Consider the following 18,838-nt stretch of genomic DNA (forward strand, 5'->3'; position numbering starts at 1 on the left):
GCAAAACATGGGCATTGTTCAAAACCAATCCATTAAAAACACCATCATCACTTTTCTGGGTTTCGGAATTGGTGCCGTTAATGCCTTGTTTTTTTATACTTATTTTCTTGAAAAAGAGTATTATGGCATCGTGAACACTGTTCTTTCCGGAGCCAATATTCTGATGCCTATAATGGCCTTTGGTGCACAAAACACATTGATTAGATTCTTTTCTTCTTATGCTAATCAAAAAGAACGGGATGAATTTCTAACGTTTATGCTCATTTTGCCATTGGCTATAATCATTCCGCTAGGGTTAGTATTTTATGGGTTCTACGATGAAATTTCACACACTTGGATCCAAAAAAATCCAACTCTAAAACCGTTCTTTTGGCTTATTCCTCTGATTGGGATGTTTTCAGCCTATACTGAAGTTTTTTATGCCTGGGCAAAAGTGCACATGAAGTCGGTTGCTGCAACATTCATTTACGAAATCCTCGTCCGTCTTATCATAATGGGACTTCTTGTAGGCGTTCATTTTAATTGGCTGTCAAAAGAAACTTTTGTCTATAGTGTAGCCCTGACTTATTTTGGGCAATTGGTTGCGATGAAGCTTTATGCTATTTCAGTAAAAAGGCCGGTACTCCGATTCGCTATTCCCGAAAACCTGAAAGATATTATTTACTACTCCTGCTTCATAATCGTATCGGGCGGTGTTGCCGTAATGCTGATTGATTTTGATAAAGTAATGATTGCAAAATACTTGGCAGTCAGCCAAAATGCCCTCTATTCCGTTGCCATATTTATAGCTACAGTGATTGCCGTACCAAGTCGTGCCATGACTCAAATTGTGGCTCCTATCACAGCCCGATTGATGGTCGAAAAAAAACACGATGAACTCAATGATTTATATAAAAGAAGCGCTATCAATCTTCAGGTAATTGGCGGTTTTATCATGATACTTATTTTTGTCAACATCAAAGAAATGTATCATTTGATTCCGAAAGATTACAGTGGTGGCATTGCTATTGTTTTTATGATTGGCTTATCCAAATTCTATGATGTGCTTTTGGGAAATAATAATTCTATTATTGTCAATACCAAATATTATCGAACCGTACTTTTATTTGGCATAGCCACTGTCGTTTTGATGATTGTTTTGAATATGATTTTCATTCCGCTGTATGGTATTGAAGGTTCGGCTTTGGCGACTTTGATTACCATAGTAATGTACAACACTACCAAACTCTTTTTTGTAATTAAGAAAATGAATTTGTATCCGTTTACCTCAAAAACCATCACATCATTGGGGATTTTAGCTCTTTGCTTTGTACTGTTCTATTTTTGGGATTTTCCATTTCACACGATTATCAACATTGGGCTCAAATCGGTATTACTTTCATTGCTTTATCTCGTGTTGATTTATAAAGCGCACCTTTCGGAAGAAATTAATGTAGTGGTTGAAAAGTGGTCAAAAATCATTGGTATCTTAAAATAAAAAACCATCTCGAGGAGATGGCTTTTCAAAAGTGTTTGATTTTTGTTTTTGACGTATTATCTTTAACTTAAGTAAGTATAGTATCTAAATCGTTTCCGATTACAAGTCAAAAGTATTTTTAAATTTCAATGCTACAGCATTAAATCGATGAAACACGGTAATACTCGTTAAAAGAGCAATTTACACTCTATTTGACGCCTCACTACAAAGACAATTAGCTTTTATACAGCTTGCTGATTGTCTAAATAACTACTTAACACTTCTTCAACAGCAGCTTTATAATCGTTGACATGCGGTTTTTTCATTAGATAGTTAACCCCTAAATCCAAAAAGTTGCGCACCATTTTTCGTGGATAAGCCCCTGACACCATAACAATGGGAATGTTTTTTAAATTATCAGATCGTTTTATCACATTAAGAATTTCTTCCCCATTGAGTATCGGCATATGAACATCCAAAAAAATAACATCGGGCTTTTCATCTATGTTTTCTAAAATGAATAGCATTTTACTGCCATCCAAAAAAACTTTGACCGTATGCCCCAGGCTTTCAGCAACCTCTTTAAAGAAGTCTAAATCGTCTATATCATCGTCAAGATAATAAATCGTTTGTGATACTTTCATAACTATGTAGATTTGAGAAGATAAAACTAATGCGATTTTGCTACAATGATGTTATAAAATAAATGCACGTTGTTACATAATTTCAACTTGTTGATGGCTTGAAACTACTTGATAACTAATTTGTAAAACTTTTGCCTTTCGCAAAAAATAGAATTACTTTTGACACCGAATAATTTTAACTACATGTAATGGCTAACATTCAACAATTACAAGATTTCACAACACAAGTAAGAAGAGACATTCTTCGTATGGTACATGCTGTAAACTCGGGACATCCGGGTGGTTCTTTAGGCTGCACCGAATTTTTCACCGTGTTATACCAACACTTAATGCAAAGAAACCCGGGTTTCGACATGAACGGTAAGGGAGAAGATTTATTCTTCTTGTCTAACGGTCACATTTCGCCGGTTTTTTACAGCGTTTTGGCCCGAAGCGGTTATTTCCCGGTAGCAGAATTGGCTACGTTCAGAAAACTCAATACTCGTTTGCAAGGGCATCCAACTACTCACGAAGGTTTACCGGGAGTTCGAATTGCTTCAGGTTCTTTGGGACAAGGAATGTCAGTAGCTATTGGAGCAGCTCAGGCTAAAAAGTTAAACGGTGATAACCATTTGATTTATTCACTTCATGGTGATGGTGAATTACAGGAAGGACAAAACTGGGAAGCCATCATGTATGCTTCTGCAAAAAAAGTAGACAACCTAATTGCTACGATTGACTATAACGGTCAGCAAATTGACGGTTCTACTAATGAAGTGTTGAATATGGGTAATTTAAAAGCCAAGTTCGAAGCGTTTGATTGGGAAGTATTAGAAATCAAAGAAGGCAACAACATCGAAGCTATTATTGCCGGTATGGAAGAAGCCAAAAGCAGAACCGGTAAAGGAAAACCGGTTTGTGTTTTGTTACACACCGTAATGGGGAATGGCGTTGATTTTATGATGCACACTCACGCATGGCACGGCAAAGCACCCAATGATGAACAATTAGCTAATGGATTGGCTCAAAATCCGGCAACCTTAGGAGATTATTAGAATTATGAAAAAATACGAAAATACAGGAAGTAAAGATACCCGTTCAGGATTTGGTGCAGGAATGACTGAGTTGGGACAAAAAAATGAAAATGTAGTAGCCCTTTGTGCTGATTTAATCGGTTCGTTAAAGTTTGACGATTTCAAGAAAAATCATCCGGAGCGTTTTTTCCAAATCGGAATTGCTGAAGCTAACATGATTGGAATTGCAGCCGGTTTAACCATTGGTGGCAAAATTCCTTTCACCGGAACGTTTGCCAATTTTTCTACTGGAAGAGTTTATGACCAAATCCGTCAATCAGTAGCTTATTCAGATAAAAACGTGAAAATTTGTGCTTCACACGCCGGATTAACACTTGGTGAAGACGGTGCTACACATCAAATTCTAGAAGACATTGGATTGATGAAAATGTTACCGGGAATGACTGTGATTAATACTTGTGATTACAATCAAACCAAAGCGGCGACGATTGCTTTAGCTGAGCACCACGGTCCGGCTTACTTGCGTTTTGGTCGTCCGGTTGTGCCTAACTTCACCCCTGCTGATGAACCTTTCGTAATAGGAAAAGCCATTATGCTAAACGAAGGTTCTGATGTAACTATTATTGCTACCGGGCATTTAGTTTGGGAAGCATTAATTGCCGCTGAAGCTTTAGAAGCTAAAGGTATTTCGGCAGAAGTCATCAACATTCACACCATTAAGCCATTAGATGAAGAAGCAATTTTAAAATCGGTTGCCAAAACCGGTTGTGTTGTTACGGCTGAAGAACATAATTTTCTTGGGGGCTTAGGCGAAAGTGTTTCGCGTGTTTTAGCACTTCACAATCCAAAACCACAAGAATTTGTAGCAGTAAACGACAGCTTCGGAGAAAGTGGGACACCGGAACAATTGATGGAGAAATACAAGCTAAACAATCAAGCAATCGTAGCGGCTGTTGAAAAAGTAATCAAAAGAAAATAAAATAACCTAAACAACATAAAAAAAGCCGCTCAATGAGCGGCTTTTTTATTAGTGACAACTAGGGTCTAAATGGCGTTTCTTACCGTTTCCACTGCTTCCGCATGTCGGAATATCAGCAAACGGATAAGCTAATCCGGTAGCGGGATTTTTGATTTCAATTTTGGTCAATATCTCATCTCCATCATCATCAACATCCAAAAAATCCGGAATTTCATCATTTCTGGTATATTTTCCGTTTGGCATCATTACTTTATCTTGATCCGTGTTATCTGGATTACTAACACCTGTTTCTAAAGTGGCCATATATCCATCATTATTCAAATCTTCTAAATAGGATGGTATGCCATCTGAATCCTGATCATTCCTTTTAATTTCAAGCAATTTAAAGGTAAAAATTAAAGGGGAATAAGCTGGGAATGTTGAACTGCCGCCAGTTCCTGAATAATAAGCCAGTCCTGACGGAAGGAACATTATCCCAGCACCAAAATTAGAAAAGGAAACCGTGCCATCAGAATTACTGATATAACTACCGGCTCTGAAATTTGGAAAAATCTCTGTCCATCCTCTTATTACGCCTCCGTATAAATTAAAATACGTTTCCGGATTGTTTGACTCTTCAAACTGTTTTGATATGATTCCTTCTGTTCCGTTATAAATATACTCACCACGGTAAGCCGCCAAAACATTATCTACATTACACGGTGCTTTTTCCAATTCTTCGGCAGGTGATGTGGACCTGTCAATTTTTCCTCTTAAAGCTATGTAATATATTGTGTAGGTAACATTTGTATCATTTTGCTTTATGGTAACTACATGCGTATCTATAGGATATTCGGTTTGATCCCAAATCGATACTTGTGGCCCATTTTCTGGAATTTTCGTAAAAACCACATCCAGATCGTCATTTCCACTCGGGTTATGCACTACGGTCATATAGTGCGATTTCATGAACGCTACTATATTTTCATTATCTTTTGCATACTGTTGAGCATAATCACGAAGAGGCTCAGTACTACTATCACTTTTCGAACAGGAAGCCGCAAAAAGGCAAAGAAAAAAAAGCAATACCGACTTGAAAAAATTATTCATTTTTATTTGATTTTTAGGCTCGCAAGATACAATATTGATTTATTTTTGTAAACAATTTAACGTTGATTTTGGAAAAAAAATGAGAGTGGATAAATATTTATGGTGTGTTCGTTATTACAAAACCAGAAACATGGTTACCGAAGCCTGCCGTAAAAATCAAATTACCGTCAATGGTCAGGTAGCCAAAGCGTCTCGGGAAGTTTTTCCTTTAGACAAAGTCACCTTTAGAAAAGACCAAATTACATATGAAATAACTGTTTTAGACATTCCTGCCAATCGTGTTGGCGCTAAATTGGTGGATATTTACCGAAAAGATGATACCCCTTCCGAAACTTTTGCCCATTTAGAGCTACTAAAACTATCCAAAGAACATTACAGAAAAACAGGCACAGGAAGACCAACCAAAAAAGACAGAAGAGATATAGATGGCTTTGGAGTAGATTTTATTAAAGACGAAGAATAAACCAACAACATACTAAACATGCAACTAAACATCATTTTAAATCACCAACAGATTGAGCATAAAATAAAAAGGATAGCCTATCAGATTTATGAAACGTTTGCTGATGAAGAGGAAATCATTTTGGCCGGAATAGCTAATAATGGCTATGTTTTGGCAGAAAAAATAAATACAGCACTAAAAGAAATTTCTACTCTAAAAGTGTCGCTATGCGAAGTAAAAATAGATAAACAAAATCCGTTCAACCCAATTACAACTTCAATCGCTAAAGAAGCATACAGCAATAAAGGAATTGTTTTGGTTGATGATGTTTTAAACTCAGGAACTACATTAGTGTATGGAGTCAAACACTTTTTGGATGTGCCCGTTAAGAAATTTAAAACAGCTGTTTTAGTAGATCGAAATCACAAAAAATTTCCGGTAAAAGCTGATTTTAAAGGCATTTCACTTTCAACATCTTCCAAAGAACATGTACACGTAGTGTTTGAAACGGATAACAATTATGCTTATTTAGTGTAACAGGTCGAAAATTTCATCAACAACCGTAGCCAGATTTTTATCGTCAATATCAACTTTGTGAGCGGCCTGAATATAGAAATAACTGCGGTCAAATAGATTTTTGGCTATAAACTCTTTCAGCTCGGCTTCGGTTTGGTTAGCTATTAAAGGTCTTTCGCTTTTAGCCTCTTTCAATCTGTCAAAAATAGTACCTATCGAAGCTTTTAAGTAAATTGATTCTATGCCTTCACCGTTTAAAAGTAAATGATTATTAGCATAACATGGTGTTCCGCCTCCGGTACTGATGATTATTTTTTTATCGTTTTGGACTAATTGTTTAAAAAGTTCATGTTCCATCTTTCTGAAATAGATTTCACCGTGCTTTTCAAAAATTTCCCGAATGGATAATTTTACCTTCTCTTCGATTATTTTATCCAAATCAACCCAACCCCAATTTAATTTTTCAGCCAATAATTGGGCAATAGTGGTCTTACCGACCCCCATATAACCTATCAAAATTATTTTCTGCATCGCAATAAAACCTTATAAATTAAGCCGTTAACAACCATTGTTAAAAAAAGGTAAATTTATAATAAAATTGCTTTGAAATATAAATAATAAGGCCTTATATTTGCACCCGCATTCAAGAAAAGAAAAAGACTCGATAGCTCAGTTGGTAGAGCACAACACTTTTAATGTTGGGGTCCTGGGTTCGAGCCCCAGTCGGGTCACAATTTTTCTTTTATTTTGATGCTAAAGACTCGATAGCTCAGTTGGTAGAGCACAACACTTTTAATGTTGGGGTCCTGGGTTCGAGCCCCAGTCGGGTCACAAAGTAAAGACGTTGCATTGCAACGTCTTTACTTTTTTAGGCCACGTGGAGAAATTGGTAGACTTGCCATCTTGAGGGGGTGGTGTTCGAAAGGACGTGTGGGTTCGAATCCCATCGTGGTCACGGCTATAATCCCGAAACACTTGATATACAAGGTTTCGGGATTTTTTTATACCTTAGTGTGACTTTTTTGTGACATAAATTTATTCTTATGCCAATATATACAAATGGCTCAACATTTCCAATACATAAATTCAACTTATTAAATAACAATAGGTTATTTAGTATTGAAGATATAAATAATTTAATTTATTATCCAAATCATTTTGACTCCTATGGAGATTTTGTAGACGTAATAAACAATATCGAAATTAGAAATCAACATTTATTGGAAACGATACTGCCCTATTCCTTCAGAAGAGTATTTGAAAACGATAAAAAAGTAATTTCCAGAAAAGACATTACTTCTCAATCAATAATGGATATAAATCAATTTGTAGTAATCACAAATTTAAAGTTAAATCTAAATGACATAGAAAATGAATTGGAATATCTTTCTGATATTGGAATATCTATCAATCGCAAAAGATTTTTAAACGATATCATAACATTCACTTATAAATATTTATTCATAAAGTTATCGAAAGTAATCTATTGTCATTCAATTGGTAAATTCAATGAAGTTATGGATTTTAAAAGCCATTATGATCAGTATTGTAAATATCAATCCGATCTAGAAACTTCAAATTACACAAAGATTAATTATTATTCAAAAGTCAATTATGTGAATGCCTATTATGAATCGTTTCAGACTAATGATATCAATCTAATTCAAGATATTCTTTCTGAAATTTTACAATACGATGACGAAAAGAAAATAGTTAAAATACTAAATGACATTATTGAAAATAATATCCCTTTAGATCCTTCATTAAGCTCAAAGAAAAAAAATAAGTTCCTATTACCCTTTTTTAAATTAATTACTTGTAATTTTTTTTACCGGGAATTATTGGGTTATGAATTATCTGATTCAGAATTAATCAATCGCTTCAAAAAATTTCGATTGAAAATGGTGAATATATAAATGAAAAAATATTTAATTAAAGCGTCCTATTTAAAACTATAAGTTTGAAAATAGGACGCTTTATATTTCTGTTTATTCATAACCTTGTACCGTTGTATTAAAATAAATACCAATGGAAAATACTAGTAATTCTGAAAAATTCTTTAATCGCTTTGAAGCTGCAGGATATCTAAAAGTATCAACAAAGACCATTGACAGATTAATCCGGGACAATCGAATAAAAGCTTTTAAACTCGGAAAGCGTGTCCTTATATACTCCGATTCATTAACTGAGGAAAACATCAATGCGGTTAAGCCAAATTTTCAAAATACCCTATAAATTTTATTGAAATTAAGTTTAAAATGAACGATAATAAAAAACCCATAAAGTGTTTATATTCAGGCGAAGAGTTTATTCCTAAAAAAATCTCTCAACGCTTTGCTAGTCCTCAAAACAGAATCAAATACAATAATGATAAGGCCAGTAAATTGAAACTTGAAAGAGCATTTATAGACCGACCACTCCATAAAAATAGAAATATACTTAAGGAACTTCTTGGAAATAAAACAGAAACTATTGTTCACGAGGAGTTTTTAAAAGGCAGAGGATATAATTTCAATTTAACGACCCACTTTGAGAAATGGGAAGGTAAACCCAGCCCATGTGTATATGAGTTTATAATCATAAAATTACCGAATCAACAAATAAAAATTTTGAAAAATGATAGATATTAGAAATATTGAAATTGTGACACCGGATATTCAACGACAGTCCTTGATTGAAAGCAACAACAGATTAAAAACAGTTACTATTTTGTTATTCACAGCCTTAGTTCTATCAGCTGCTGTTTGCACCTACAATTACTTACACCAAGTGCAAAAAGATGAAAAATAAGATTTTCATTTTGATTATCTATCCAAATTAATACGGATTAATGTGTATCAATATGGATGGAATTTATTTTTATTTAGTTTATATGCGCTTTACATTTAATTGCAATGCAGTTTTATTTTTAATGAATCTATTGATAGTATCGTTTTTACATTGAAAATGTAATATATTTGAATTGAAATTTAAAAAAAACAATATAGAATAAAGAATATATAACATTGTAAATATCAATAGCGTAAGCTAATAGTCTTTCTCCGCGAAACCGGCAAACTTCAGAAGAAATATAGATTATTAAGCAGTCGCTCTCGCAAGGCGTGGGCTTCTCTTATCTATATTTCGGGTGCTTGCCGGTACCAGCGGAGTTGGGTAATGAGTTTGTCCCACGCTGTTGGTTTTATCTAATCTCTAAAACTCTTGGGACAGGGTAAACCAACCGACAATATGAAAACTATTAAATTAGCATTATTTATTTTAGCTTTTATTCAAAATACAGTAGCTCAATCAAAAAGAGATTTACTGGATGAGATTGAACGATATCAAAAGTCATTAGTTGAAAATAAACCCTACAACGCCGAAAGACCGCAGGTCTATGAAGCCATGAACGTTTCGGGCGCACAAGAATACCAAAAAGTTTTACGTGAAAGTGAAAGCAGAGGATTTTGCGAATGGTATTCTGAAAGCGATACTTATAAAGAAACTTTGACATATGAAATCGTTAATGATAAACGACCATTTCGTGTAAACTTTACAATAAAAAAAGAGCATCGGGTGAAGAATCTAGATGGAACCTACTCACCTTGGCAAACAAGCTATGACATGTCAAAAAAATATACCTTTAAATTGCAATATGAAATTTATGTTGCCTTATTTGGACAAATAAAACTTCCTGATGATTTACAGGCAAAAATTGACAAATTCAATGAGTTGCAGACCAAAGACAGAAAAAGAATTCTTCAAGGAAGAGATTATTAAACCTTTTAACAATTCTATATATGGAAACTTTCACAGCGTATACACCTGAAGGTGTCAATCAATTTACTTTTGATTCATTGATAAAAGATAATACTTATCAATTTTTACATTTTGTTCCAATTAAAGGAAGCCCTAAAAAAGTTAGAATGGTTGTTTCATTATTTAATAAAGACAATGTTCTAATTGAAGAGCGAGATTTCCAATTAGAGATTGATAACTCGGGAAGAAAATACAATGAACATTTTATTGGGTTGTTGCAAAATGGGATGACACAAAAAATGATATTTACTGGATTAGATTTTGAAGATAATCACCTTTTAGATAGCATTTGTATTGGTGTTGTAATTGAAGAAGTCAGTTAATAAATTATGGGCATATTTTTAGTAGAAATTTATGTATCATCTCAAACACAATATTAAAGTGCATAACAAATCTAAATTTTGAGCAACGTTAAGAAAGAATACTTATGTAGTTATTTCAAATAAATGAAAGAAAATGTATATTAAATTGATTTTTTTACTAAACTTGAAATAGAATGATCAACTAATATAATTATGGGGATTTTTAACGATTATGTCAGTGCTATTGATGAATGTGCAATTCCTGAAATGCCTGTTAACCATATAGCTAATATAAAAAACATAGAAGGATTCCTTGCTAAAAATGGAATTTCCAATGATTACCTAATTGAAAAATGTGAAGTTTTTGGTGAACATTACTTATATATTTTCTATGGTAGGGCTGCCTTTAAGCTGAATAAACATGATGCATTTCCAATGTGTTTCGTTTTTAAAAAACCTACTATACAACCAGTCAAGTCATTCCCATTTGATTCTGGTGCTTTTCACCATGACCGTATGGAAAAGTATTTTTTTAATACTAAATTAACGCTGGACGATTTTGATTTTAGTGGGAATAATGATTACATTTATAGGGTCATTAATCATTTTTTTGAGAACAATGCGGCTTACTATGATGAAAAGAACAAATCTGCTGTGCCTGATGATGGTATTCCGGCAATCAAGGGCTATTTAGAGATGATTGCAGATGACCGTAATGACAAGTTAGATGGCCGAAAAAGTGCAATTGAGTTAATTTATGATTTTCCCTTTCATTTTAGTAATGGATTGGAATTAGTGATTCTGCCCGAGTTTGATTTAAAATTTTCTACTGGTAATATTACCTTCAATCAATTAAAAACCATTTTACAAACACGCTATGGGTGTGACGTAAAAAGTTACTCTAACAGAATGACAGACCCTGTAGAATCAAGTTATAAAGAAATTAAAAAAATTGTTAAAAGTCATATTAAAAATAACGGCGGATTATGACAAAGATGAAGTTTTACGGTTATTTAGATAATGAAGTCATTGCGAGTGGTTTTTTAATTCCGGTTTATATTGAAGCCGAGAAATTCTTCTTCCATGAGCTATCAAAAGATAACAAGCAAATAATGGGCTTCCGTGAGTTTGACTCAAAATCTTATAATCGGGATTCAATTGTTAAATTAAACAAGCCATTACCCGCAAATATTGACGACGAAAGCTATATTGTGGTTAAATTCAATGATACAGTTCAATACGGTACTTTTTCAGAAATATTGGATTTAGTTTCTAGGAAGATTTTTGATGGCGAGATTAAAAGCAAAATTCTTAGTGATAATGCAGAGAAGATTTTTGGAAAAATATTTTTTAAACGAGAGCTACTTGAGGAAGCACTTAAGTTTTTTTCAGCATTAAATATTAGAAAAAGAGCATTAAACGATTACCTATCAAAATACAGCGGCTCGCAGCTATTTAGAGTAGCCTCTGGAAACGATTCGAGGTTCGAAAATTATTTTGAAAAGCATGTTATCCAAGCTAACAAAAGGGTATTGAGGGTACCTGCTAGTGTAGAAGTACTAATGGAAAACGATCATGATGTAATTTTTGCTAATCACGATCTTGGAATACGCTATAATCCGGATTTAGCAGGTATCGGTATCAAAGCAATGACTTGGAATCGTAATCACGAAGGAATTCATCAAAATATTTGGAGAATCAAAAAGGAAGGTGAAAGGGCATATACTAATCTTTGTATTTATGGCACAGAAAATATAGGCATAGAAGTAGCGCGGTTGTCCAACAAAATCTATGAAACGTTTGCTGAAGCAAAATAAGCATTAAATAAATTACAAAGACTGATCTTGGCAGTCTTTTTTTATTAGGTGTTATTTGCCCCATTTAGTGTATTCTCGTGTTTTTGATTATATTTGTTTCTATCTACTTTCCTTACTAATTTTGCATCAAAAAGTTTGTAAAATTTAGTCGACTAATTAAATTTATTCTTACTTTTGACCTGCCCCACCCCTACAAATACCACAAAAGTTTATTTGCAATTATCTATCAAAATATTCATTTGATTATTTTGATTGGCTTCATTATTTAACTCATGAAAAATTATGAAAATCAAAAAACTTTACATCAATAATTTTAGAATTCTAGAAAACTTCGTTATCGATTTAGAAGACGAAATATCTCTGATTATCGGGAAAAATAATTCCGGGAAAACTTCTATTCTTACAATTTTAGATAAATTTTTAAATCAGCCTGAAAGTAGTAGATTTAGTATCGAAGATTTTAATTTAAATTTTGTGACATCGATAACTAATTTAATTGAAGATTCATTAGAATTAAAAGAAGAAGATTTTGTTAAAAATTTTTATGGAATTAAGTTAAGGATCCTTTTTGAGTATTTTGACCATGATAATTTTAGCAAAGTTCAGAAATTGATGTTAGACCTAGATCCTGAAAATAATTTTATAGTTTTGGGGTTTGACTACTATTTAAATTATGAAAACTACCTAAAAATAAGAGACGATTATAAAGCTTTTAAAAATAGGGAGACAGGGAAAAAAAATCAAGCAGCATCTTCAAGTCCTCCCAAAAAATATATTGAAAAGACATTTAAAAATTTTATTAAATTAAATTTTCAAGATTATTTTACGAACAAAAAAAATCTATTTTCTACGATAAAAGTACTAATGAAATAATTGAAGATAATTTTATTTCAATAGAGGATATAAAACTTTCCGATATTATAAATTTCAAACACATTTCGGCACGAAGAGATGTAACGAATAAAGAAACTGACAAAACACTTTCACTGCAAACGTCGAAAATTTACGAAAAGAAAGAAACAGAAGAAAGTGAAAGAGAAAAAATTGAGGAGTTTCAAGACACTATTATAAATACAGACGATGAATTGTCAAAAATTTATGAATCCTTCTTTGAAGATATTATTTCTAAAATTAAAACACTCGGAGGTATAAAAGAAAATGATTCTGTTTTATCCGTATTATCTACTTTACAATCTAAAGAACTTTTAAAAGGAAACACGACAGTATTTTATAAACATGATATTCATGATTTGCCGGAACAATTTAACGGTCTAGGTTATTTGAATTTAATAAGTATGATTTTTGAAATTGAAATAAAAAAATATGAATTTCAAAAATCTTTATTAGAAGTCCCATCTGAAATAAATCTTCTGTTTATTGAGGAGCCTGAGGCACATACGCATCCACAAATGCAGTACGTTTTTATAAAAAACATAAAAACTATCGTTGGTAACGCAATCGAAAAGCAAATAAAAAACACGGCAGGAACAAATAACGTGTTATCAAAAAGTTTACAATGTTTAATTAGTACACACTCTTCTCATATCGTAGCAGATAGTAATTTCGATGAAATTAAATATTTAAGAAAGATTGGATCAAAAATTGAATCCAGAAATCTTAAAGAACTCAAGTTTCTTTACAATAAAAAAATAGGCACTATGATTTTTTAAAACAATATTTAACTATCAGTAGAGCTGAAATATTTTTTGCGGACAAAGCTATATTAATTGAAGGAGATACTGAACGGATATTACTACCTACAATGATGAAGAAATTAGACATTCAAAATTCTGCATCAGATTTAATAGACAAAAAGATTCCTCTCTTATCACAAAACATATCAATAATAGAGGTTGGTGCTTTCTCTCAAATTTTTGAATTATTTATTGATTTCATTGGAATAAAATCGCTAATCATCACTGATTTAGACGCGGTGCAAATGAAAACTGTACAAAATAAAAATGGTAAGGACAGATTAGTTGCCGAAGCTTGTAGGGTTTCAATCGGGACCGATTTTTCAAATACTTCATTAAAATACTTCTTAAAAGGAAAGACGTTAGAAGATTTGAAAACATTACCCTTAGAAGAAAAATGTTTAATAAAAGATAGTTCAGGATGGGTTCCAAATATAAATGGCATATTATGTATAGTATACCAAACAGAATGTAATAGCTACTTTCCAAGGAGTTTCGAAGATTCCTTCTTTGCTATCACAAAAAATCTAGATTTAGTAAAGAAAAAACTAGCCAGATTTAGAGGAATTAAAAATCCAAGATATTTTGGCGATTCAAGTAAAGATGTATATGATTTAGCTAATGAGTGTATAGATAAAAAAACACACTTTGCGCTTGACATCATATATAATAGTAATGATGATTATTCAAACTGGGATATTCCCCAATATATAGAAGAAGGTATATTATGGCTGAAGGAAAATTAATTAGAACTGAAATAGATGATATTATCGAACAGATTGATAGTAAAAATAATTTCCTTTTAAGTGGTGGAGCTGGTAGTGGCAAAACTTATACACTGGTGCAAACCATTAGATTGATCATTGGTAAATATCCTACCGAACGGGTTGCCTGTATCACCTTCACTAATGCAGCAGTCAAAGAAATTGAGGAAAGAATTGACGATGACAACCTTGATGTTTCAACTATTCACGATTTTTTATGGGATTGTATTAAAAATTATCAATACGAACTAAAAAAAGCCCTAGTTGATTTAGCCAATAATGTTGATGTGAAGAAAATTAACATACTGAACCCCACAATCGAAATGTTTAATGAAAATGGGATCCAGTATAAGGAAAACGTAAGTTTGATAAATGGTATTATTTCACATGATGAGCTTTTGATAATAGCCGAACACCTTTTTGAAAATTATATTAAACTTAATGATATAATCAAGGATAAATTTAAATTCATACTTGTTGACGAATATCAAGATACGAATGAATTAGTAATTAAGATTTTTTTAAAACATTTCAAAAAAAGTAAAAAGGTAAATATAGTTGGTTTTTTTGGCGACGCTATGCAATCCATTTATGATAATTCGATCGGTAGTTTGGATAGCTATAAAGGTAATTCAGGTGATTTGGTTAGAGAAATAAAAAAAGAACAGAATCGTCGTAATCCATTAAAAGTAATAGACTTAGCTAATAAACTGAGAAATGATGGATTGGTACAAAAGGAATCTCAAGATTTAGATGCTCCAAATATGGATACTACTGGTAAGGTAAAACCCGGTGATATAAAATTTATATATTCATCAGAATATAATTTGGAAAAAGTACGTCAATATCTCGATTGGGATTTTAATGATGCTGAAAATACAAAGGAGTTAAATTTAACCCATAATTTAATAGCTAAACAAGCTCAATTTTCGGCATTGATGAGTATCTATAATGATGACCAGATTTTAGAATATAAAAATTTAATCAATTCTTTTTTAAAGGAACATCCCGAAATAATAGTTCTTGAAAGCGATACTTTCAGTGACGTTATAAAAAAAACAGGAATAAATCCTTCTAACGGCAATATGTTGAATTTTATAACTTCAAATCAAGATTTATTTAATGAAGCCATAACTTATCCCTTCGAAGTTTTTAAGAAGATTTACTTGGATAGCGAGATACTGACCGATGATAAAAAACAAAAAGAAGGAGAAGAGAGCAAAAAGGGTTCAAAACGCGACAATCTCTTAAAGCATTTATTTAAAATTCAAAATTGTATACGTTTATACAAAGACGGATTTTACAATGATTTTTTAAAAACAACGAATTATAAAATTAACTCTATTAATGATAAAACTGTTTTGAAAAAGCAAATTGAAGATTTATCAAATATTGGTTCTAAGAGTATTGGAGAAATGATTGATTTGGCAGACACTTACAAAATTATTATAAAAGACCAACGATTAGATGAGTATATTGCTAAAAAACAATATGTTTATAACAGGGTTTGTAAAGTTGGTTATACTGAATTTTTAAATCTTTTCAATTATTTAGAGGGCTATACCCCGTTCTCGACACAACATAAAACTAAAGGAAACGAATTTGATAATGTTTTAGTTATTCTAGATCGAGGAAATTGGAATAAATATAACTTCGAATATGTTTTTGATAATGGGAGTATTTATCAATCATTAATTGATGGCAAATCAAAGACAAAATCTAAACTAGAAAGTTATCCAAAAATTAAAGAAAGGACACAAAAAATATTTTATGTATGCTGTACTAGAGCAAAAGAGAACTTAGCAGTTTTTTTTCATCTACCCTCCCCTGCAATCTTATCTACTGCTGAAAGCTGGTTTACAAAAGACAATTTAATTAATCTTGATTCAATTACTTAGACATCATCTTTATGACTACCAAAATCGCAAATCAAATAGCAGAACTTCTGAACAATCGAAATCAATTGACAGTACAATATACCGAAGAAAAAGCTTTAGCCAATAAAGACAATTATGTTTATATATTAGATTTCGAAAAAGTTATTGCTTGTGCAGAAAGCAAAAAAGTACAATGGTATCAATGGGAAGTTTCTCATGTTTCAGTAGCAAAAGATTTTGAAGGGAAAGGATTTGGAAATAAAATTCTTTTAGATGCAGAACGTAAGGCACGTGCTGGGAACGCAAGAATTTTACAATGCACTAATAAATTTTATAATTCCTATTGATTCAAATATAGTTAAACATTGTAATTTTATTCATCACTAACATTGGAACATTACCAACATTACCTTATTTCTTTTTTACCCGAAACCATTTTGATTCTTTATTATAATATACTTTAATAGAATCTTTGTTTAAGGCGGTTACTTTTAAGCCATCTTTATCCTGATTCAAATGCAGTTTCAAAAACTTGCCGTCTGAGCTTAAAAGGATTGTTTCTTGTGCCTTATTATCTACAGATTTAATATATCCAAAATAACGAACATTCGGAAATAAAGTTTTAGAGGTCGCCTTTGACAGCTCTTTTTTTAGTTCTTTCTTAGAAGATACATTATTTGAATTTATGCGTGTTCTTTTAGCTACTCCTTTAGAGCTGCACAGAAATGGATCTCTTATAATCTTGTTCAATTCAAAAGTATCCTTTTTAAGTATTTTATTTTTAGCATCATAATTACTATTGGTAATAGTAGCAAAAGACAATGGCTCCTTTTTAACAAAATATTGATTTACATATCTATAAATTACAGTTCCCCACAAGGATAACATCAATACTAATAAAACAACATTTAATTTCTTTTTCATCAACTAAAAAATGAGTTTTAATTTACTGTAAATTTAAAAGGCACATTATACAATCCTGTATTTCCGGCTAAATCCTTTGCTTTTACTCTCCAATAATAATCTCCGGCTGTTGAAAATGACTGTTGGAAACTCGTTGTTGCAGTATTCGATGACTGAAGAATTGAAGTAAAGTTTACATCGCTGGAAAATTCTATCGTATAGGATATGGCTGATTGAATGGCTCCAACATCTGCAGGGATGGTCCAGGTAAAGTTTATCGGTTCATTTATAGTTTGTGATGAATTAGCTGCTGGTAAAGCGTTTGCAGGAGTATTTGGAATACTTCTGTCTAAATAAAAATTTCTCGAAGAGAACATCGTGGCACTAGTACTGTTTACTCCTTTTATCTTCCATTTATATTGGGCATCATTAGCCAATATAGTACTGTTTAAGGTAAGAGATGTGACAGTTAAGTTAGATTGCTGATTAACTATAGACGCTGCATTGGTAACATTAATCAACTCAAAACTATAACTATCAGCAGCAGTTAAACTTTGCCAAGATAAAATTACGGCTGTATTATTAGTATAAAAATTATCGGATGGATTAGATAATATAATTTGCTGATTAGTTAAATCGTTAGTCTCATAAACCGCAAAATTATAGTTAAAAGTATAAGTAGAAGAATATGCAAAGTTTTCACCTCTAACACGCCATTGATAATTCCCTTGGGTCAAAGGAAAACTAAAATGATTTTGACTGACTAATGAATCTAAAACCATATTAGAATTGGTTGAGTAAACTTGTATTCTGTATTTGTCAGCGCCATCGAGTTCATTCCATTGAAAATCTACTACATTACTGTAAATAGATTGGCTGTTTTGCGGATATATAATTTGTACAACATCGTTAGTGATATCTTTCTCTATAATATCTTCACAAGAACACAAAGAAATCAAAGTCAGTACGATGATTATGCTATTTATTGCTTTCATAATTTTGGAATATTAGTTTTAAATGTAACATTTCTTTTTTAGTGTTTTTTTTATCAGTATAAAAGGCAAGGCTTATTATTTTTGAATAGTCAAATTGTTTTTCAAATTTATAGGTCAAGTCCAATAACTGATTATAGCTTCCTGTTAAATCTATTTCATAAGTATAAACCTGATAATCATCGTATACAAAATTGTGAATGGGTTGTAAATTATTAATCGAAATTTCGGAGCCATTTTTCACTAAAAAATCAATGATTTCCTGTTGAATTTTTTCTTTTTCAACCCCTTCTTTACCAATCAGTTTATCTAACCCAGCCACTTGGTTGCTCAAAACTCTAATATTGGAAGTTTGATTATTCATTAGCGCTTTTTTATCTCTCAAAACATTATTTTCCGTATACAATAAAATCAAATTACTGAAAGATCTCTTGTAAGCAGTTATAGAAAGTATTATAAAAAATACAATCAGAAATTTAAATTTGAGTTTATAGCTGTATTCATTAAACATCCTTGATAGTGATTTTTAATTCAAAATAAGATATGTTTTGT

General features: G+C 32.0%; 24 protein-coding genes and 3 tRNA genes. 21 read left to right on the forward strand and 6 right to left on the reverse strand.

From position 1 onward, the window contains the following. Positions 1–7: 7 nt before the first annotated feature. The gene (locus tag GUU89_RS14345) at positions 8–1,477 is read left to right on the forward strand and encodes a lipopolysaccharide biosynthesis protein (protein ID WP_162128553.1); all 1,470 of its coding nucleotides are present in this window, start codon (positions 8–10) and stop codon (positions 1,475–1,477) included. Between the two features lie 221 nt (positions 1,478–1,698). On the opposite strand, the gene GUU89_RS14350 is transcribed toward GUU89_RS14345, so the two are convergent. Further along, the gene (locus GUU89_RS14350; protein ID WP_162128554.1) at positions 1,699–2,100 is read right to left on the reverse strand and encodes a response regulator; all 402 of its coding nucleotides are present in this window, start codon (positions 2,098–2,100) and stop codon (positions 1,699–1,701) included. A gap of 188 nt (positions 2,101–2,288) precedes the next feature. On the opposite strand from GUU89_RS14350, the gene GUU89_RS14355 reads away from it, so the two are divergent. Together GUU89_RS14355 and GUU89_RS14360 are read left to right on the forward strand one after the other, a co-directional pair. Continuing rightward, entirely contained in the window at positions 2,289–3,134 is an 846-nt protein-coding gene (locus GUU89_RS14355) for a transketolase (RefSeq protein ID WP_162128555.1), read from the forward strand. Positions 3,135–3,138: 4 nt separating this feature from the next. Beyond that, positions 3,139–4,092 carry a transketolase family protein gene (locus GUU89_RS14360; protein WP_162128556.1) on the forward strand — a complete coding sequence of 318 codons (954 nt, stop codon included), beginning with the start codon at positions 3,139–3,141 and terminating at the stop codon, positions 4,090–4,092. Between the two features lie 48 nt (positions 4,093–4,140). Here GUU89_RS14360 and GUU89_RS14365 read toward each other — a convergent pair whose 3' ends face one another. Next, positions 4,141–5,181, reverse strand: coding sequence for an FKBP-type peptidyl-prolyl cis-trans isomerase (locus GUU89_RS14365; RefSeq protein ID WP_162128557.1), 1,041 nt, complete (start codon positions 5,179–5,181; stop codon positions 4,141–4,143). A 79-nt stretch (positions 5,182–5,260) separates the two neighbouring features. Here GUU89_RS14365 and GUU89_RS14370 point away from each other — a divergent pair, with 79 nt between their 5' ends. Together GUU89_RS14370 and GUU89_RS14375 are read left to right on the forward strand one after the other, a co-directional pair. After that, positions 5,261–5,644 (forward strand): RNA-binding S4 domain-containing protein, encoded by a 384-nt coding sequence (locus GUU89_RS14370; protein WP_162128558.1) that lies wholly within the window; start codon positions 5,261–5,263, stop codon positions 5,642–5,644. An 18-nt stretch (positions 5,645–5,662) separates the two neighbouring features. Next, positions 5,663–6,160: a phosphoribosyltransferase family protein gene (locus GUU89_RS14375; RefSeq protein ID WP_162128559.1), complete on the forward strand. Its 498-nt coding sequence runs from the start codon at positions 5,663–5,665 to the stop codon at positions 6,158–6,160. Here GUU89_RS14375 and GUU89_RS14380 read toward each other — a convergent pair. Beyond that, positions 6,152–6,670 carry a shikimate kinase gene (locus GUU89_RS14380; RefSeq protein ID WP_162128560.1) on the reverse strand — a complete coding sequence of 173 codons (519 nt, stop codon included), beginning with the start codon at positions 6,668–6,670 and terminating at the stop codon, positions 6,152–6,154. The genes GUU89_RS14375 and GUU89_RS14380 overlap by 9 nt on opposite strands. A gap of 127 nt (positions 6,671–6,797) precedes the next feature. Here GUU89_RS14380 and GUU89_RS14385 point away from each other — a divergent pair. The 16 genes from GUU89_RS14385 (at position 6,798) to GUU89_RS14460 (ending at position 16,738) form a co-directional block, all read left to right on the forward strand. Further along, positions 6,798–6,870: transfer RNA gene (locus GUU89_RS14385), tRNA-Lys, on the forward strand. 27 nt (positions 6,871–6,897) lie between these two features. Further along, positions 6,898–6,970: transfer RNA gene (locus GUU89_RS14390), tRNA-Lys, on the forward strand. 40 nt (positions 6,971–7,010) lie between these two features. Then, a tRNA-Leu gene (locus tag GUU89_RS14395) sits at positions 7,011–7,094 on the forward strand. Positions 7,095–7,182: 88 nt separating this feature from the next. Further along, positions 7,183–8,055, forward strand: a complete 873-nt coding sequence (locus tag GUU89_RS14400) for a hypothetical protein (RefSeq protein WP_162128561.1) — start codon at positions 7,183–7,185, stop codon at positions 8,053–8,055. A 112-nt stretch (positions 8,056–8,167) separates the two neighbouring features. Beyond that, complete coding sequence (locus GUU89_RS14405; protein ID WP_162128562.1) at positions 8,168–8,374, forward strand: excisionase family DNA-binding protein; 207 nt, start codon at positions 8,168–8,170, stop codon at positions 8,372–8,374. Positions 8,375–8,397: 23 nt separating this feature from the next. Beyond that, positions 8,398–8,769 (forward strand): hypothetical protein, encoded by a 372-nt coding sequence (locus tag GUU89_RS14410; protein ID WP_162128563.1) that lies wholly within the window; start codon positions 8,398–8,400, stop codon positions 8,767–8,769. Continuing rightward, a complete protein-coding gene (locus GUU89_RS14415; protein WP_162128564.1) occupies positions 8,756–8,929 on the forward strand; it encodes a hypothetical protein in 174 nt (57 codons plus the stop codon). The genes GUU89_RS14410 and GUU89_RS14415 overlap by 14 nt, the downstream gene beginning before the upstream one ends. Before the next feature lie 438 nt (positions 8,930–9,367). After that, entirely contained in the window at positions 9,368–9,898 is a 531-nt protein-coding gene (locus GUU89_RS14420) for a hypothetical protein (protein WP_162128565.1), read from the forward strand. Between the two features lie 20 nt (positions 9,899–9,918). Continuing rightward, a complete protein-coding gene (locus GUU89_RS14425; protein ID WP_162128566.1) occupies positions 9,919–10,260 on the forward strand; it encodes a hypothetical protein in 342 nt (113 codons plus the stop codon). A gap of 192 nt (positions 10,261–10,452) precedes the next feature. Beyond that, positions 10,453–11,229 (forward strand): hypothetical protein, encoded by a 777-nt coding sequence (locus tag GUU89_RS14430; protein WP_162128567.1) that lies wholly within the window; start codon positions 10,453–10,455, stop codon positions 11,227–11,229. Further along, on the forward strand, positions 11,226–12,056 hold the full coding sequence (locus GUU89_RS14435; RefSeq protein ID WP_162128568.1) for a hypothetical protein: 831 nt from the start codon (positions 11,226–11,228) through the stop codon (positions 12,054–12,056). Before GUU89_RS14430 ends, GUU89_RS14435 begins: the two co-directional genes overlap by 4 nt. Before the next feature lie 282 nt (positions 12,057–12,338). Continuing rightward, positions 12,339–12,929, forward strand: coding sequence for an AAA family ATPase (locus tag GUU89_RS15200; RefSeq protein ID WP_162128569.1), 591 nt, complete (start codon positions 12,339–12,341; stop codon positions 12,927–12,929). 29 nt (positions 12,930–12,958) lie between these two features. Then, the gene (locus GUU89_RS15205) at positions 12,959–13,726 is read left to right on the forward strand and encodes an ATP-dependent nuclease (protein WP_262886126.1); all 768 of its coding nucleotides are present in this window, start codon (positions 12,959–12,961) and stop codon (positions 13,724–13,726) included. A gap of 29 nt (positions 13,727–13,755) precedes the next feature. Continuing rightward, on the forward strand, positions 13,756–14,496 hold the full coding sequence (locus GUU89_RS14450) for an ATP-dependent endonuclease (RefSeq protein WP_317163899.1): 741 nt from the start codon (positions 13,756–13,758) through the stop codon (positions 14,494–14,496). After that, entirely contained in the window at positions 14,478–16,412 is a 1,935-nt protein-coding gene (locus GUU89_RS14455; RefSeq protein WP_162128571.1) for a UvrD-helicase domain-containing protein, read from the forward strand. Before GUU89_RS14450 ends, GUU89_RS14455 begins: the two co-directional genes overlap by 19 nt. A gap of 11 nt (positions 16,413–16,423) precedes the next feature. After that, positions 16,424–16,738: a GNAT family N-acetyltransferase gene (locus GUU89_RS14460; protein ID WP_162126039.1), complete on the forward strand. Its 315-nt coding sequence runs from the start codon at positions 16,424–16,426 to the stop codon at positions 16,736–16,738. Between the two features lie 64 nt (positions 16,739–16,802). Here GUU89_RS14460 and GUU89_RS14465 read toward each other — a convergent pair whose 3' ends face one another. The 3 genes from GUU89_RS14465 to GUU89_RS14475 are packed head-to-tail and all read right to left on the reverse strand — an operon-like array spanning position 16,803 to position 18,650. Next, positions 16,803–17,315 (reverse strand): hypothetical protein, encoded by a 513-nt coding sequence (locus GUU89_RS14465; protein ID WP_162128572.1) that lies wholly within the window; start codon positions 17,313–17,315, stop codon positions 16,803–16,805. A 17-nt stretch (positions 17,316–17,332) separates the two neighbouring features. After that, positions 17,333–18,289 carry a hypothetical protein gene (locus GUU89_RS14470; protein WP_162126041.1) on the reverse strand — a complete coding sequence of 319 codons (957 nt, stop codon included), beginning with the start codon at positions 18,287–18,289 and terminating at the stop codon, positions 17,333–17,335. Then, positions 18,273–18,650, reverse strand: a complete 378-nt coding sequence (locus GUU89_RS14475; protein WP_162128573.1) for a hypothetical protein — start codon at positions 18,648–18,650, stop codon at positions 18,273–18,275. Before GUU89_RS14475 ends, GUU89_RS14470 begins: the two co-directional genes overlap by 17 nt. Positions 18,651–18,838 lie beyond the last annotated feature (188 nt).

This window comes from Flavobacterium phycosphaerae (genome assembly GCF_010119235.1).
In the GTDB taxonomy this organism is placed as follows: domain Bacteria; phylum Bacteroidota; class Bacteroidia; order Flavobacteriales; family Flavobacteriaceae; genus Flavobacterium; species Flavobacterium phycosphaerae.

Bases quoted from the DNA above. Each gene is read 5' to 3' on its own strand.
- GUU89_RS14365 (WP_162128557.1), bottom strand. From the start codon at position 5,181: ATGAATAATTTTTTCAAGTCGGTATTGCTTTTTTTTCTTTGCCTTTTT.
- GUU89_RS14360 (WP_162128556.1), top strand. From the start codon at position 3,139: ATGAAAAAATACGAAAATACAGGAAGTAAAGATACCCGTTCAGGATTT.
- GUU89_RS14375 (WP_162128559.1), top strand. From the start codon at position 5,663: ATGCAACTAAACATCATTTTAAATCACCAACAGATTGAGCATAAAATA.
- GUU89_RS14465 (WP_162128572.1), bottom strand. From the start codon at position 17,315: ATGAAAAAGAAATTAAATGTTGTTTTATTAGTATTGATGTTATCCTTG.
- GUU89_RS14415 (WP_162128564.1), top strand. From the start codon at position 8,756: ATGATAGATATTAGAAATATTGAAATTGTGACACCGGATATTCAACGA.
- GUU89_RS14400 (WP_162128561.1), top strand. From the start codon at position 7,183: ATGCCAATATATACAAATGGCTCAACATTTCCAATACATAAATTCAAC.
- GUU89_RS14470 (WP_162126041.1), bottom strand. From the start codon at position 18,289: ATGAAAGCAATAAATAGCATAATCATCGTACTGACTTTGATTTCTTTG.
- GUU89_RS14410 (WP_162128563.1), top strand. From the start codon at position 8,398: ATGAACGATAATAAAAAACCCATAAAGTGTTTATATTCAGGCGAAGAG.
- GUU89_RS14460 (WP_162126039.1), top strand. From the start codon at position 16,424: ATGACTACCAAAATCGCAAATCAAATAGCAGAACTTCTGAACAATCGA.
- GUU89_RS14380 (WP_162128560.1), bottom strand. From the start codon at position 6,670: ATGCAGAAAATAATTTTGATAGGTTATATGGGGGTCGGTAAGACCACT.
- GUU89_RS14475 (WP_162128573.1), bottom strand. From the start codon at position 18,650: ATGAATAATCAAACTTCCAATATTAGAGTTTTGAGCAACCAAGTGGCT.
- GUU89_RS14350 (WP_162128554.1), bottom strand. From the start codon at position 2,100: ATGAAAGTATCACAAACGATTTATTATCTTGACGATGATATAGACGAT.
- GUU89_RS14435 (WP_162128568.1), top strand. From the start codon at position 11,226: ATGACAAAGATGAAGTTTTACGGTTATTTAGATAATGAAGTCATTGCG.
- GUU89_RS15200 (WP_162128569.1), top strand. From the start codon at position 12,339: ATGAAAATCAAAAAACTTTACATCAATAATTTTAGAATTCTAGAAAAC.
- GUU89_RS14405 (WP_162128562.1), top strand. From the start codon at position 8,168: ATGGAAAATACTAGTAATTCTGAAAAATTCTTTAATCGCTTTGAAGCT.
- GUU89_RS14425 (WP_162128566.1), top strand. From the start codon at position 9,919: ATGGAAACTTTCACAGCGTATACACCTGAAGGTGTCAATCAATTTACT.
- GUU89_RS14420 (WP_162128565.1), top strand. From the start codon at position 9,368: ATGAAAACTATTAAATTAGCATTATTTATTTTAGCTTTTATTCAAAAT.
- GUU89_RS14455 (WP_162128571.1), top strand. From the start codon at position 14,478: ATGGCTGAAGGAAAATTAATTAGAACTGAAATAGATGATATTATCGAA.
- GUU89_RS14355 (WP_162128555.1), top strand. From the start codon at position 2,289: ATGGCTAACATTCAACAATTACAAGATTTCACAACACAAGTAAGAAGA.
- GUU89_RS14345 (WP_162128553.1), top strand. From the start codon at position 8: ATGGGCATTGTTCAAAACCAATCCATTAAAAACACCATCATCACTTTT.
- GUU89_RS14370 (WP_162128558.1), top strand. From the start codon at position 5,261: ATGAGAGTGGATAAATATTTATGGTGTGTTCGTTATTACAAAACCAGA.
- GUU89_RS14430 (WP_162128567.1), top strand. From the start codon at position 10,453: ATGGGGATTTTTAACGATTATGTCAGTGCTATTGATGAATGTGCAATT.